The sequence below is a fragment of the Stenotrophomonas sp. STEN147 genome, assembly GCF_056757995.1.
This window is the reverse complement of sequence record NZ_JBRRCG010000001.1, coordinates 292,678-306,280: the sequence shown is the minus strand read 5'-3', so window position 1 is coordinate 306,280 and position 13,603 is coordinate 292,678. Positions and strand designations below refer to the sequence as shown.

11 protein-coding genes are annotated in these 13,603 nt (G+C 67.0%); 7 read left to right on the top strand and 4 right to left on the bottom strand.

The annotated features are described in order from the left end of the window. Position 1: 1 nt before the first annotated feature. The 6 genes from creC (at position 2) to ACVOKU_RS01410 (ending at position 7,000) form a co-directional block, all read left to right on the top strand. Positions 2-1,462, top strand: coding sequence for a two-component system sensor histidine kinase CreC (gene creC, locus ACVOKU_RS01435; RefSeq protein ID WP_481558851.1), 1,461 nt, complete (start codon positions 2-4; stop codon positions 1,460-1,462). An 81-nt stretch (positions 1,463-1,543) separates the two neighbouring features. Next, positions 1,544-2,863, top strand: a complete 1,320-nt coding sequence (gene creD, locus ACVOKU_RS01430; RefSeq protein WP_481558850.1) for a cell envelope integrity protein CreD — start codon at positions 1,544-1,546, stop codon at positions 2,861-2,863. A gap of 10 nt (positions 2,864-2,873) precedes the next feature. Then, the gene (locus ACVOKU_RS01425; RefSeq protein ID WP_481558849.1) at positions 2,874-3,284 is read left to right on the top strand and encodes a hypothetical protein; all 411 of its coding nucleotides are present in this window, start codon (positions 2,874-2,876) and stop codon (positions 3,282-3,284) included. Between the two features lie 98 nt (positions 3,285-3,382). Next, positions 3,383-4,981: a M20/M25/M40 family metallo-hydrolase gene (locus ACVOKU_RS01420; protein ID WP_111185835.1), complete on the top strand. Its 1,599-nt coding sequence runs from the start codon at positions 3,383-3,385 to the stop codon at positions 4,979-4,981. A 90-nt stretch (positions 4,982-5,071) separates the two neighbouring features. Beyond that, positions 5,072-6,475, top strand: a complete 1,404-nt coding sequence (gene gltX, locus ACVOKU_RS01415; protein ID WP_053517391.1) for a glutamate--tRNA ligase — start codon at positions 5,072-5,074, stop codon at positions 6,473-6,475. A 33-nt stretch (positions 6,476-6,508) separates the two neighbouring features. Continuing rightward, positions 6,509-7,000 (top strand): Fur family transcriptional regulator, encoded by a 492-nt coding sequence (locus tag ACVOKU_RS01410; RefSeq protein WP_053517393.1) that lies wholly within the window; start codon positions 6,509-6,511, stop codon positions 6,998-7,000. A gap of 74 nt (positions 7,001-7,074) precedes the next feature. Here ACVOKU_RS01410 and ACVOKU_RS01405 read toward each other — a convergent pair whose 3' ends face one another. From ACVOKU_RS01405 to ACVOKU_RS01390, 4 genes are all read right to left on the bottom strand, one after another. Continuing rightward, entirely contained in the window at positions 7,075-8,235 is a 1,161-nt protein-coding gene (locus ACVOKU_RS01405) for an HlyD family secretion protein (RefSeq protein WP_481558848.1), read from the bottom strand. Positions 8,236-8,245: 10 nt separating this feature from the next. Continuing rightward, the gene (locus ACVOKU_RS01400; protein WP_481558847.1) at positions 8,246-9,919 is read right to left on the bottom strand and encodes an MFS transporter; all 1,674 of its coding nucleotides are present in this window, start codon (positions 9,917-9,919) and stop codon (positions 8,246-8,248) included. Continuing rightward, on the bottom strand, positions 9,919-10,485 hold the full coding sequence (locus ACVOKU_RS01395) for a TetR/AcrR family transcriptional regulator (RefSeq protein ID WP_053518751.1): 567 nt from the start codon (positions 10,483-10,485) through the stop codon (positions 9,919-9,921). The genes ACVOKU_RS01400 and ACVOKU_RS01395 overlap by 1 nt, the downstream gene beginning before the upstream one ends. 274 nt (positions 10,486-10,759) lie before the next feature. Beyond that, on the bottom strand, positions 10,760-12,967 hold the full coding sequence (locus ACVOKU_RS01390) for a TonB-dependent receptor (protein WP_481558846.1): 2,208 nt from the start codon (positions 12,965-12,967) through the stop codon (positions 10,760-10,762). A gap of 134 nt (positions 12,968-13,101) precedes the next feature. Here ACVOKU_RS01390 and ACVOKU_RS01385 point away from each other — a divergent pair, with 134 nt between their 5' ends. Next, positions 13,102-13,515 (top strand): MerC domain-containing protein, encoded by a 414-nt coding sequence (locus ACVOKU_RS01385; RefSeq protein WP_053518754.1) that lies wholly within the window; start codon positions 13,102-13,104, stop codon positions 13,513-13,515. Positions 13,516-13,603 lie beyond the last annotated feature (88 nt).

Below are 13,603 nucleotides of genomic sequence, written 5' to 3'. Positions count from 1 at the left end.
GATGCGTCTGGTGATGAAGCTGTTCCTGGGCTTCTTCCTGATCGTGGGCATCGCCGCGTTCTTCGTCATGCGCGTGTTCGTCAACGAAGTGAAGCCGGGCGTGCGCCAGGCGATGGAATCGACCCTGGTCGATGCAGCCAACGTGCTGGCCGAGATGGCGGCCGCGGACGTCAGGGCAGGCACCATCAACAGCGGGAGCTTCACCCGCAATTTGGCCAAGGCGCGGCAGCGTGACCTGAAAGCGATGGTGTGGCGCTTTCCCAAGCGCGCCCTCGATTACCGGGTGACGATCACCGATGCGAAAGGCATCGTGATCTACGATTCGCTGGGCCGCGACGTCGGCCGTGACAACTCGCGCTGGAACGATGTCTACCGCACCCTGCGCGGCGAGTACGGCGCCCGCTCCAGCCCGGAGACGCCGGGCGAGGAGGGCAACACCGTGATGCATGTGGCCGCGCCGGTGTACGACCCGGGCGATGGCCGCACCCTCATCGGCGTGCTCACCCTGGCCCAGCCCAACCGCAGCATCGACCCGTTCATTGCGGCCAGCCAGCGCGCCATCATCGAACGTGGCGCATGGCTGATCGGACTCTCGGCGCTGGTCGGGGTGCTGGTGACGATGTGGTTGACCACCGGCCTGGGCCAGCTCAGCCGCTATGCGCGCGCGGTCACCGCCGGTGAGCCGGTGCCGCCGCCACGCCGCCGCCGCGATGAGATCGGTGATCTCGGCCAGGCGCTGGAGACCATGCGGCGCAAACTCGAAGGCAAGGCCTACGTCGAGCAGTATGTGCAGTCGTTGACGCACGAAATGAAGAGCCCACTGGCCGCGATACGCGGTGCCGCCGAGCTGCTGCAGGAACCGATGGCCGATGCCGACCGTGCGCACTTCGCGCGCAGCATCCTCGAGCAGCAGGAGCGGTTGACCGAAACCATCGACAAGCTGCTGGCGCTGGCCGAAGTGGAGCAGCATGGCTGGCTGCAGACGCGTGCGCCGATCGCGCTGCCGGACCTGCTGCAGCAGACCGTCGCAGCCGCGCAGGTGCGCGCGCAGGCGGCAGGCGTCGAGGTGCGCACTGATGCCGTGGCGGATCTGAGCGTGCCGGGTGATGCCTATCTGCTGCGGCAGGCACTGAACAACCTGGTCGACAACGCGGTTGCCTTCTCTCCATCGGGGACGGAGGTGGTGCTGCAGGCTCAGGTTGAGGACGGCGGCGTGCGCCTGCAGGTGGCCGACCGGGGGGCCGGCATCCCCGACTATGCCCGTGACCGCGTGTTCGAGCGTTTCTATTCGTTGGCCCGTCCCGGCAGTGGCCGCCGCAGCTCCGGCCTCGGGCTGCCGTTCGTGCAGGAAGTGGCGCGCCTGCACGATGGCCGTGTCCAGCTGCAGGCCCGCGACGGCGGTGGGACCGTGGCCAGCCTGTGGTTGCCGCTGGGCATGCCCGGCCCGCGCACGCGGCGCTGACTTCACATCCGCTTCAAATTCGCCACAAACCCTGCTCACCGCGACGGTCCATCCTGCAGCCCTCTCCAACGAGGATGGACCATGAAATCCCTGAACATGCTGCTGCGGTTCGCCATTGTCGGCGGACTGATCCTGCTGCTGCTGATTCCGCTGATGATGATCCGCAGCGTGATCAACGAGCGCAGCCAATACCGCGACGAAGCCTTCGCGCGGGTCGCTGACAGCCGCGCCGGCGCGCAGCGGCTGGTGGGGCCGGTGCGGGTGGTGCCGTGGGTGGAGCGCCAGCAGGTGGAAGTCGTCGACGCCAAGGGCAACAAGAAGACCGAGGTGCAGGTCAGCGAAGGGCACTGGCTGCAGATGCCCGCCTCGCTCGACGTTGGCGGCGAGATGCTGCCCAGCCAGCGTGAGGTCGGGCTGTTCAAGGTGCCGGTGTACAGCTGGAATGGCCAGTTGAAGGCCTCTTTCGCGGCTGACGACTATCCGGTCAAGCCAGGCCGTACCTATGGCCAGCCCTATGTGGCGTTGGGCGTATCTGACGCGCGCGGCCTGGTCGGGACGCCCAACCTGCGCGTGGATGGCCGCCAGGTGCGCCTGCTGCCGGGTGTCGGCGCCGCTGCGGAGCTGGGGCGTGGCCTGCATGCCCCCGTGGCGGGCTTTGCCGGGGTGCAGGGCGGACTGCTGGCAGCAAGCACGGTGGAACTTGAGCTGCGGCTGGACGGCAGCCGCACGTTGTCGGTCGTGCCGGTAGGCGATGACAACCGCATCGCACTGCGGTCGCGCTGGCCGCATCCGTCCTTCGCCGGCGCCTTCCTGCCGAACGAACGCCGCGTCGATGCGCAGGGCTTCGACGCACGCTGGGCGGTGTCCTCGCTGGCCTCCGATGCCCAGCGCCAGCTGCGCAGCGATGGCGCGGGGGCGTCGCAGTCGGTGAGCGTGTCGCTGGTCGATCCGGTCGATGCCTACACGCAGGCCGATCGCGCCTCCAAGTATGGCGTGCTGTTCGTGCTGCTCACCTTCGTCGGCTTCATTCTGTTCGAGCTGATCAGATCGCTGCGCATCCACCCGTTGCAGTACCTGATGGTGGGCCTGGCGCTGGCGATCTTCTTCCTGCTGCTGATCAGCCTGTCCGAGCACATCGCCTTCTGGAAGGCGTATCTGGTCTCGGCGGCGGCCTGCATCGGCCTGCAGGCGGTGTATCTGGCCAACGTGCTCGGCCACTGGAAGCGCGGCCTGGGCTTCGCCGCGCTGCTGACCGTGCTGTATGGCGCGCTTTACGGGCTGCTGGTCTCGGAGAACAACGCGCTGCTGATGGGCTCGCTGCTGCTGTTCGTGATTCTTGCGCTGGCGATGTGGGTGACCCGCCGCGTGGACTGGTATGCGCTGGGCGCGGAAGCAAAGTGAGGAGAACGCGATGGGGTGGCGCCAGGGATTGCGGCTGAGAGCCCAGCAGGGCATTCCGGCCCTGCTCGAAGTGGATGCACTGCTGCAGGCGCATGGCGTGCTGGCGGCCCTGCCGGGGGCACGGATCGCCCCCGGCCTGGTCCGCTTCCAGCTGGCGCCGGCCACCTGCGAAGGGTTGCTGGGGCAGGGGCTGGAGTGGCTGGACGGTGCACGGCAGGGACGTGGCGTGCTGGGTGGAAAGGTCCCCTGCTACCGGCCCTGGAAGGCCGGGCCGGGAGCGTTGGCCGAGATCGGCATCGCCGGCCTGCCCGGCGATTGGCCCTCGCACGCTGCGGTTTACGGCTGCAGCAGCATCGACCGGCGGCACTGGTTGCTGCTGCTGCCCATGCGCGCCCAGCTGTGGTTGGGCTGGAGCGGATGAGGCGCCTGCACCGCCCATGACCGATGGGACGGGGGCCAAGCGCCCCCGCTGGCTAGACTCGAGGGGTTGATGATCGAGCCGAAGGGCAGGGGTGGGATGTGCTGAAGTGGGGTGTGCTGGCGGTTGCGCTGGCGATGAGCGGCAATGCGATGGCGCAGCAGCGCGAGCCGGTGGACCTGGACATGGTCAGCCGCATCCGCCAGGAGGCGTTCCATCGCTCGCAGGTGATGGACACCTTCAGCTATCTCACCGAGCGCATCGGACCGCGCCTGACCAACTCTCCGGCGATGGGGCGCGCAAACGCGTGGACCCGCAGCAAGTTCACCGAATGGAAGCTGGACAATGTCCACGACGAAGCGTTCGATGACTTCGGCCGTGGCTGGGAGTTCACCTCGGCCAGCGTGGAGATGCTCGGCGACCGCGTGATGCCGCTGCACGCACTGCCCAAGGCCTGGACGCCGGGCACCCGCGGACCGGTCGAGGGCGAGCTGGTACAGGTGGACATCAAGAAGCCGGAAGACATCGAGAAGTACCGCGGCAAGCTGCGCGGGAAGATCCTGCTGCTCGGCGAGGCGCGCGAGTACAAGCGGGGTACCGAGCCGGACTCGCATCGTCACGACGCCACCTCGCTGGAGGGACTGCAGGAATTCACCCTGCCCAAGGACAAGGACGCCACCGCCGAGCGCGCCAAGCGGGTGAAGGAGTACCAGGAGAGGCAGGCGCTGGCGGCCAAGGTCAACGCCTTCTTCGTCGAGGAAGGCGCATTGGCCTCGATCAGCATCAGCAGCTGGGACAACGGCATCATCCGCGTGGCCGGTGGCGGCTCGCGCAAGGCCGGGGAATCGGTCGGCATTCCGGAGCTGGCGATGATCGCCGAGCACTTCAATCCGCTGGTGCGTGCACTGGAGGCCAAGCAGCCCGTGCGCCTGCGGGTGGACGTGAGCGCGCGCTTCACCGACGACAGCGATCAGCCCGGCTACAACACGCTGGCGGAGATCCGTGGCAGCAGCAGGCCGGATGAGGTGGTGATGATCGGCGCGCACCTCGATTCCTGGCACAGCGGCACCGGCGCGGCCGACAACGCGGCCGGCGTGGCGGTGATGATGGAAGCCATGCGCATCCTCAAGGCCACCGGTGCCAAGCCCCGGCGCACCATCCGGGTGGCGCTGTGGAGCGGCGAGGAGCAGGGCCTGATCGGCTCGCAGGCCTACGTCGCCAAGCACTTCGGCCAGTTCCCGGAACCGGTGGACGCTGCGCAGAAGGCGTTGCCGGCATCGCTGCGCGACCCCACCGGACCGCTGCGCAAGACCCGCGACTACAGCAAGTTCCAGGTCTACTTCAACATGGACAACGGCTCCGGCCGCTTCCGTGGCATCTACGCGCAGGAAAACCTGGCGGCGATGCCGATCTTCGAGGCCTGGCTCGCCCCGTTCCATGATGTCGGCGCCACCACGGTGGCGACCCGCAACACCGGCAGCACCGACCACATCAGCTTCGATCGCATCGGCCTGCCCGGCTTCCAGTTCATCCAGGACCGGCTGGATTACTTCACCAATGTCCACCACAGCCATCTGGACACCTGGGACCACGCCGAGCCCGAAGATCTGAAGCAGGCAGCGGCCATCGTGGCCTCCTTCGCCTACAACGCGGCGATGCGCGAGCAGTCGTTCCCGCGCAAGGCCGAGCCGCAGCCGTGACGTGAGCTGGAGGGGCGGACCCTGTCCGTCCCTCCGTGCCGGCGCGGGGCTGGTGGTAAAATCGGGGAATTCCCGTTCCTCGAGCCCCACATGACCTGCCGCACCCGCTTCGCCCCCAGTCCTACCGGTTATCTGCATATCGGTGGCGCCCGCACCGCGCTGTACTGCTGGCTGGAGGCCCGCCACCGCGGCGGCGAGTTCGTGCTGCGCATCGAGGATACCGATCGTGAACGCAGCACCCAGGGGGCGATCGACGCCATCCTGGAGGCGATGGAGTGGCTGGGCCTGGACTACGACGAAGGCCCGATCTACCAGACCGACCGGGTGGCCCGTTACCGGGAAGTCGCCGAGCAGCTGATTGCCGACGGCAAGGCCTACTACGCCTATGAAACCCGGGAAGAGCTGGACGCGATGCGCGAAGCCGCCATGGCCAGGCAGGAAAAGCCGCGCTACAACGGTGCCGCGCGCGAGCTGGGCCTGCCGTACCGGGACGACCCGAACCGTGTCATCCGCTTCAAGAATCCGCTGCAGGGCACGGTGGTGTTCGATGACCTGATCAAGGGCCGGATCGAGATCGCCAACAGCGAACTGGATGACATGGTCATCTTCCGTCCGGACGGCTATCCCACCTACAACTTCGCGGTGGTGGTGGATGACTGGGACATGGGCATCACCGAGGTCATCCGCGGTGACGACCACATCAACAACACGCCGCGCCAGATCAACCTGTACGAAGGCATCGGTGCACCGGTGCCGAAGTTCGGCCACATGCCGATGATCCTGGACGAGCAGGGCGCCAAGCTGTCCAAGCGCACCGGTGCCGCCGACGTGATGCAGTACCGGGATGCCGGCTACCTGCCGGACGCACTGCTGAGCTACCTGGCCCGCCTGGGCTGGTCGCATGGCGACCAGGAACTGTTCACCCGTCAGGAACTGATCGACCTGTTCGATGTGAAGGACTGCAACTCCAAGGCGTCGCGCCTGGACATGGCCAAGCTGGGCTGGGTCAACCAGCACTTCCTGAAGACCGTGGAACCGGCCGACATCGTGCCGCACCTGGTCTACCAGCTGCAGAAGCTGGGCCTGGACGTGGCGGCGGGCCCGGCACCGGTGGACGTGGTGATCGCCCTGCGTGAACGCGTGCAGACCCTGAAGGAAATGGCCGAAAAGGCCGTGGTCTGGTACCAGCCGCTGAACGACTACGACGAAGCCGCAGTGGCCAAGCACTTCAAGGCCGGGGCCGAGGTCGCCCTGGGCAAGGCCCGTGAACTGCTGGCGGCGCTGCCGGAATGGACGGCCGAAGCGGTCGGCACGGCCCTGCACGACACGGCCGCCGCGCTGGAGATCGGCATGGGCAAGGTCGCCCAGCCGCTGCGCGTGGCCATCACCGGTACCCAGGTCAGCCCTGACATTTCCCACACCGTGTACCTGGCCGGCCGTGAGCAGGCCTTGAAACGCATCGACGCGGCCATTACCAAGGTAGCAACGGTCTGAGGCATCCTTGCCAGGCCGAACCGGAGAACGCGCATGCCCGCCAAGACTGCCACTGCCTGTACCGCCCCCCACCACCACGTCCATGACGCATCGGATTTCGTGGCGGTGGTCGAGCGTGTCTCGCGCGAACGCGGGCTGCGCCTGACCCCCATCCGCGCCAACGTACTGAAGTTGATCGCCGAAGCCGGCAAGCCGGTCAAGGCCTACGAGCTGCTGGAATGGGTGCGCAACGGCAAGGGCGTGGGCGCCGATGCCCCGCCCACCGTGTACCGCGCGCTGGACTTCCTGATGGCCAATGGCTTCGTGCACAAGCTGGAATCGGTGAACGCCTTCGTGGCCTGCCACCACCCCAGCAGTGCGGCGCATTCGGTGCCGTTCCTGATCTGCAACAGCTGCCACAGCGCGGTGGAACTGGAAGACCGCGAGATCGTCGGCCAGCTGGAGAAGCGGGCCAAGGAGCTCGGCTTCCAGCCGCAGGCGCAGACGCTGGAAGTGCACGGACTCTGCGCCCGCTGCGCAGGCTGAGCGGCCGGTGGGCTTGGGGTCAGATCCCTTTTGCCTTGGCAAAAGGAATCTGACCCCTTTTCACGAGCTCGACCCTACCGGGCCGGCGCAGGCTCGGCCGCCGTATCCACCCGTGCGATCACCGACATGCCGGGACGCAGTCGCGCGGCCAGCTCCTGCCCCGGATCGATCGAGATCCGGATCGGCAGCCGCTGCACCACCTTGGTGAAGTTGCCGCTGGCATTGTCCGGGCGCAGGACGCTGAATTCCGAGCCGGTGGCGGGGGCGATCTGCTCCACATGACCGCGCAGCACCTGGCCCTGGAACGCGTCCACGGCGAACGTCGCAGGTTGGCCGATGCGCATCTGCCAGGTCTGGCCCTCCTTGTAGTTGGCGACCACCCACAGCGCGTCGGGCACCAGGAACAGCAGCTGCGAGCCGGCGGCCACGTACTGGCCGGGGCGCACGCTGGCCTCGCTGATCTGCCCGTCGCGCGGCGCATGGATCACGGTATTGGCCAGGTCGATGCGTGCCAGTTCCAGCTGCGCCTGTGCGCTTTCCACCTGTGCCTCCAGGCTCTTGCGTGCCACCTGGGTGGAGACCAGCGTTTCCTCGGCGATGCGGATCTGTGCCTGTGATTGCTGCACGCTGGCCTGCGCCGACGCCTGGGTCGTGCGGAAGCGGTCGCGGTCATTGATCGATACCAGGCGTTGTGCGGCGAGCTGTTCGTACCGCTTCAGCTCGTTGCGGGAGCGCTCAAGCTCGGCCTTGCCGGCGGACAGGGTGGCCTGGGCCGCAGCGATCTGCGCGCGGTTCTGCGCCTGCGACTGATCGGAGTTGGCCAACGCCGCGCGCGCGCTGTCCAGCGTGGCCTGTGCCTGCGCCACGCGCTGCGCATAGATGCGGTCATCGATGCGCAGCAGTGGTTCGCCCTTCTTCACGTGCTGGAAGTCCTTCACCAGCACCTCGGTCACATAGCCATTGACCTGGGGTGCCATCACCGTGATCTGCCCGCGCACGTAGGCGTTGTCGGTGACCATCACGCTGCTGGCAAACGGCCACAGGTGCCACGCGCGCAGGATCAGTGCGATGCCCAGCAGGGCCACCACCACCATCACTGCCACGCTGCGCGCGCTGGGTCTGAGGTACTTCGGCGCGACCGCCGGCTCAACCGGCGTGGGCGCAGGTGCCGCGTCGGTTGGCGGCGGTGGAGTCACGTTGTCGGCATCGTCGGGACGGGGCGGGACGGGAGGCATGGCGGAGGACTCAGCGGGGCGCTGCGGAGGAGGCCGCAGCGGAGGAGGGCGGATGGCGCTTGCGCCACTGCTTGAGCACGGCGGTACGCAGCGACAGCAGCAGCAACCAGCACAGGAAGCCGATCGCCAGCCAGCCGCTCAGGGTGAACACATCATTGAACCCACGGACATTGGCCTCGCGGCGCGTCGTCTGTGCCAGCTGCGCGGTGCCCTGCGCGCTGCGCAGCACCGGATCGGTGATCTGCGCGGCGTACAGCTGCTGCTGGATGCGCAGGCGCTGCGCCACCACCGGGTCGGCGGGATCAAGCTGGCTGGTCAGCGCGCTGGAATACAGCTGTTCGCGATGCAGCTGGAAGGTTCCCAGCAGCGCCGAGCCGGCCAGCCCGCCCAGCGTCTGGGTGATCGACAGCGTTACCAGGAACGTGATCATGTGGTCCACACCCTGTTTCAGGGCGGCGGAGATGCCCAGCATGATCAGCGGGCCCATGAACATCCCGGCACCGACCGAGGCCAGGAACTGGCTGAGGTAGAAATCGTGGGGACGGTCCATGCTGGTGCGGTTCTGGTCGAAGAACGCCGCCGAACCCAGCAGCAGGATCGCCATCAGCAGCTGCGGGATCAGCCGCTTCGGGCCGAAGGTCACGGCGGTACCGATGATGCCGGTGACAACCCCTGCCAGAATCACCACGAACAAGGGGCGCAGCTGGTCCGGGCCCATGCCCAGCGTGCGCATCAGGCTGACCACGCCGTAGGACTGCTCGGTGGTCAGGAAGCGGATGAGGAACGCACCCACGATGAAGTGCAGTACCGGCAGGCTGGCCAGCCAGCGCGTCTGCAGCAGTGGATTGCGCCGGTAGTGCTCGATGATGAAGGCGGTGGTCGACAATGCGATCGAGGCGACCAGCGCCCAGCCCAGCCACGGTGTGTCCAGCCACCAGCGCGTGTAGCCCTGGGCCAGCACCACCACCAGCAGCGCAACCGCCGGGGCAAGCAGGCTGAAGGTAAGGAAATCCAGGGGCTCGAAGGCCTTGATCTGCACGCCTGGCGGCAGCTTCAGCACCACCACCGCCGCGAACGCACACAGCGCCAGCCCTGCTTCGAAGGAATACAACTGGTGCCATTGCCCGGTATCGACCAGGCCGGGCGACACGATCCAGGCCAGCGGAACTGCCAGCTGCGACAGACCGACGCCGACCACCAGCAGGTTGCCGGTGAAGCGCCGCGGCAACGCCTGCAGCATGTACAGCGTACCCAGCGTCGAACACGCCGCACCGGCGAAACCGCTGGCCGCGCGCGTCAGCATCGTGGTTTCGAAGCTACCTACGAACAGGTGCAGCACGGCCAGCGCGGCATACAGGCCCAGGCCGATCTCGGCGAACAGGCGGATGCCGTATTGCTGGCGGAACTTGAAGGCCAGCAGGTTGGCGGTGACGTTGACCATCGCGTAAGCGGCCACCAGCCAGCTGCCCTGGGTCGGGGTGAGCTGCAGTTGCCCCTGCAGGAAGGGCAGGTTGGCGGTGACCAGCGCATTGCCGAGGCCACCGGTGATGGCCACCAGCAGCGACACCAGGGCATAGGCAGCACGCCGGTAGGGTGGGTGCCACGGCATCGAAGCCGATCCGGGCATGGTCGGCTTCTCATGCTCCTCCCAGTCCGGCACCGGCTTCAGATACGGCTGCACCATCAGCGTGCTCCGCTGGCTGCTCCCTGGAGTCCTCCGCGCAGCAGTTGCAGGGCACGCCCGGCCAGACGGGCGCGCTCGTCACGGGTCTTGCCGCGAAGGGCCGCTCCCAGCATGCCCGAGATCAGTGAAATATCCGTTTTTTCCAGATCGGGACGGCACAGGCCTGCGGCGATGGCCCGCTGGATCGGTGCTTCCAGCAGGTCGCGTACGGTCTCGCGCGCGGCGCGCATGGAGGGCACGTCCGAATCAACGGCGCGCCAGTAATCGGCCAGCGCAGGTGAATCGATGATGCGCTGGGCCATCCCCTCGAACACCTCGAACAGGGCGTCGTCACGGTCGCCCAGCTGCTCCACCTGGCGGCGGATGCGGTCGACCGCACGCTGCAGCAGGGCCTGGATCAGCGCGGTGCGGTCGGGAAAATTGCGGTACAGCGTGGCCCGGCCCACCTGGGCGCGTTCGACCACCAGATCCAGCGGAGCGGTGACGCCGTGTTGTCCGAACACATGGTCGGCGGCGTCGAGAATGAGGGCACGGCGGGCAGCGGCATCGGCGCGTTGAGCGGTCATGGGTTCATTTTCGGACAGAAGTGTCCGATGTGCGAGACATTGAGTGACGGGATTGTCCGGTTGTTGTCCTACGCACATCTTTGTGATCGGTGTGTGAATTCGTATCCATGGCAGGTGGGAGGTGCCACCCGGCCGTGTTGATCACGTCACGATGCGGCTCACGACTGAAGCCATACCGTGTCCAAAAAAAACGGGGGGCCAGCAGGCCCCCCGGGAGAGAACGACAACGAGCGTCGTCAGGGATCAGTGGAACGGCGTCCTGCTGCTGGAGGGGTCAGAAGTACGCACGGATGCCGAATGCGACACCGCGGCCCGGCAGCGGCGAGTAGTCGCGCAGCAGCGAGGTGTGCGGGCGCACTTCACGGTTGGTCAGGTTGCTGCCATCCAGGAACACCTCATAGCTGTTGCTGTCGTTGCGATCCCAGCGGTAGGCCAGGTGCGCATCGACCAGGGTGTAGCCGTCGCTCGGCTCTTCGTTCTGCGCCACGTCCTTCTGCCGGCTGTAACGCACGGCGCCCACCGACGCGCGCCAGCCGTCCTTCGCCCAGCGCAGGTCGGCACCAACGCGGGCCGGGGCGATGCGCGGCAGGTAGCCGGTGTTGGCCAGCTCCACGGTGTAGTTGTGGTTGTGGTCACCGTGCGGCACCGCGATGTCGAGGTTGCGGCTGCCGTTGCCGTCCAGCTTGGCCTGCACGTAATCGCCGAACAGGCGCAGATCCCAGTCGCCTGCGACGCCTTCGAACAGATGCACCAGGGCTTCCGCCTCGGCACCCTTGAACACCGCATCCTGCTGCGTCCATGCACGCACCGGCAGGCCTTCGGTGACGCCGGTGTCGGCCAGGTAGATGAAGTCCTTGAACTTCGTCTGGTAGATCGAGGCGGAGAAGTCCAGGCGATCGCTGTGGGTGTGGATGCCCAGCTCGACACGCTGGCCGCGCTCGGTCTTCAGGTTGGCGTCGCCGATTTCCAGCGAGCGGGTGGCAATGTGCGCGCCAGCGGCATACAGCTCTTCATTGGTGGGGGCACGTTCGGAGCTGTCCACGCCGATGCGCAGGTCGACCGCGTCGTTGAGCTTCCAGATGCCGGCCGCGGACAGATTGGTGGCATCGAACTGCCGGCGCCGGTAATCGCCGGTCGGGTCCAGCTTGACCTGGTCGTGGCGGCCGCCGAGTTCGAGCTTGAACGGGCCGAACTGCTTCTCCTGCAGCACGAACAGGCCGATGTTTTTCGTTCCGGTGTCCGGCACGAATGCTTCTTCGCCCTTGGCGCCGAAATCGCTGTTGCCGAACTGCACGCCGAAGGCGCCGTCCCAGCCACCGACCTGCTGCTGTACGGCTTCCAGGCGGGTTTCGATGCCGCGGTTGGTGAAGCGTGTGGAGGGCGTGCCGGCCTCCAGCTCGACATGCTCGTAGTCGGTGTAGGCCACGCGGGCATTGATGTTCTTCAGGAACGAGACCGGGTTGTAGATGCCGGCCTTGGTCTCGAAGCGGTTCTGCACCATGTCGATGCGTACGTCATGCTCGTCGCCGCCTTCCTCCTCCTCGCCGTGATCATGATCATGGTCGTGGTCATGATCGTCGCCGTCCGCGTGGACGTGGGCGCCATTGGGGATGCCATAGTTGGTGCGATAGGTGCTGGCCGACACGCCGAAGTAGCCGCCGTCGCCCAGCCAGGTGGCACCCACACCACCGGCCCGGGTGCGGATGGAGCTGTTGTCCAGGCGGCCACGGCGCGGCTCGTCGCCTTCCTCGCCCGCGTGGTCGTGGTCATGGTCGTCGTGGTGGTCTTCCAGGCTGTCGATCACCGCGTAGCCGGGAATACGATAGTCATCGCCGTTGCGCACCAGGCCGTCGACATGCAGCACGACATTGCCGCTGACGCCGTCCAGGCGGAACATGCCGCTGCGTTCGTCATTGACGGAGTTGCCGCGCAGTTCAGCGCGGCCGCTGAGCGGACGGTCGGGCAGCTCGCGGGCGATGCGGCCATCGACGACGTTGACCGCGCCGCCGATCGCACCGCTGCCGAACAGCAGTGTCGCCGGGCCCTTCAGCACTTCGATCTGATCAGCCAGGAACGGCTCGATGCTGGTGGCATGGTCGGCGCTGACGGTGGAGGCATCCATGTTGCCCATGCCGTTGGACAGCACGGCTACCCGAGGGCCTTCCTGACCGCGGATGATCGGACGACCGACACCGGGGCCGAAGAAGGTGCTCTGCACGCCCGGCAGCTTGGCCACCGTATCGCCGAGGGTGCCTGCCTTCTGTTCGTCCAGGCGCTCGCCGGCGAGCACTTCGACCGGGCGTGCCAGCGACTCGGCGTCGCCCTGCAGCGGCGAGGCGGTGACCTGCACCGACGACAGCTCGGTCAGGTGGCGGTCACGGTGCGCATCGTCGTCGCCTGCGGCAAATGCGGCGGACGGCAGCAGCGCGGCGAGCGCCAGGGCGAGGGTGTGCGGCTTGAACCGCAGGGAAGGGGCGGGCATCGGGAAGTCCTTGTTACTGTGTATCAATTGTGAGGCGCACGTATCCCGTCGCGGGACAGGGGGAGAGGAGATCGTGCGGACCAGGAATGGATGTTATATTATTCCATAACGATTCGCCGACCCTGCTGGAAGTCATGTCCCTTTCCTCCCACCTGCGCCATCTGCTCGACCGCTTCGGTGCCACCGGATCGATGCTGTGCGCAGTGCACTGTGCGGTGATTCCGGTGCTGCTGGCCGCAGCACCTTCGCTGGGCCTGTCGTTCTGGCTCAGCGATGGCGTTGAACAGGCGCTGGTCGTGTTCGTGACCCTGCTGGGTCTGTTCAGCCTTGTCTGGGGCTACCGCCGGCATGGCGCCCTGCGCGCGCTGGCGTTCCTGATTCCCGGGCTGGTCGCGCTGTGGGCCGGGGTGCTGTACGACCCGCTGCATCACAACGCCGTGCCGCACGCGGTGGTGATGACCATTGGCGGTCTGCTGGTCGGCGTTGCCCATCTGGTCAATCTGCGGCTCAACCACAGCCACGTACACGACGCCAGCTGCGCGCACTAGGCGCTCCGTGATAGGCTTTCCGATCGTGCGCGGGGGCGTCCAGCAAGGCGGCCCCGCCGAACCCGTGTCAGCACGGGGTAACCAGATT